This is a genomic window from Thermus composti, from assembly GCF_014647535.1.
In the GTDB taxonomy this organism is placed as follows: Bacteria; Deinococcota; Deinococci; order Deinococcales; family Thermaceae; genus Thermus; species Thermus composti.
In genome coordinates this window covers 1-1,011 of record NZ_BMPJ01000058.1, presented here as the reverse complement: position 1 = coordinate 1,011, position 1,011 = coordinate 1, and the positions used below count along the sequence as shown (strand labels likewise).

Here is a 1,011-nt window from a genome sequence, read left to right as displayed (position 1 = left end):
GGTAGAAGGCAAAGGGCTGGGCCACCCCCACGTTCACCCCCACCATCCCCGCCTGGACCTTCTCCCGAAACTCCCGGGCCGCCTTGCCGCTTTGGGTGAAGAGGCAGGCCATGTTCCCGTAGGGGACGCTGTTGGCCTGCCGGATCGCCTCCTCCAGGGTCTTGGCGTAGGAGACGGAAAGCACGGGGCCGAAGATCTCCTCCCGCCCCACCGCCATCCCCGGGGAGACCCGGTCCAGGACCGTGGGCCCCAGGAAGAAGCCAGGCCTTGCCATCTCCTTCCGCCCGTCCAGGGCAAGGCCCGCCCCCTCCTCCAGGCCCCTTTGGATGTACCCCACCACCTTCTGCCGGTGCTCCTCCCGGATTAAGGGCCCCACCTGGACCCCCTCCTCCCAGCCCGGGCCCACCTTGAGCCCCTTGGCGGCTTCCACCACCCGCTCCAAAAGCAAAGGCCCCACCTCCCCCACCGCCACGGCCACGCTCCCCGCCAGGCACCTCTCCCCAGCGTTGCCGAAGGCGGAGTTGAGGATGGCAGGGACGGCCTGGTCCAGATCCGCGTCCGGCATCACGATGAGGTGGTTCTTGGCCCCCCCCGCCGCCGAGACCCGCTTCCCGTGCCGGGCCGCCTCCTGGTAGACGTAGCGGGCCACGGGCTCGCTCCCCACGAACTGGACCGCCTTGACCCCGGGGTGGCGGAGGAGGGCCTCCGCCGCCTCCTTGCCCCCGTGGACCAGGTTGAGGACCCCCTCGGGGAAGCCCGCCTCCAGGAAGAGCTCCGCCAGGCGCACCGCCCCCAAGGGGGTCCGCTCCGAGGGCTTGAGGACGAAGGTGTTCCCGGCGATGATGGCGATGGGGAACATCCACAAGGGGATCATCACGGGGAAGTTGAAGGGGGGGATGCCGGCCACGACCCCCAAGGGGTAGTGGAAGAGGTTCTGGTCCACGCCCCCCGTGACCTGCCTCAGGGTCCTTCCCTGGAGGAGGGTGGGGGCGGAGAGGGCGAAGTCCACCA

At 70.0% G+C, this 1,011-nt stretch carries 1 protein-coding gene; it reads right to left on the bottom strand.

What is annotated here, in order from left to right:
• Positions 1 to 1,011 (bottom strand): aldehyde dehydrogenase family protein (locus IEX93_RS11340; RefSeq protein ID WP_188848289.1); only part of this gene is annotated, 1,011 nt, incomplete at both ends.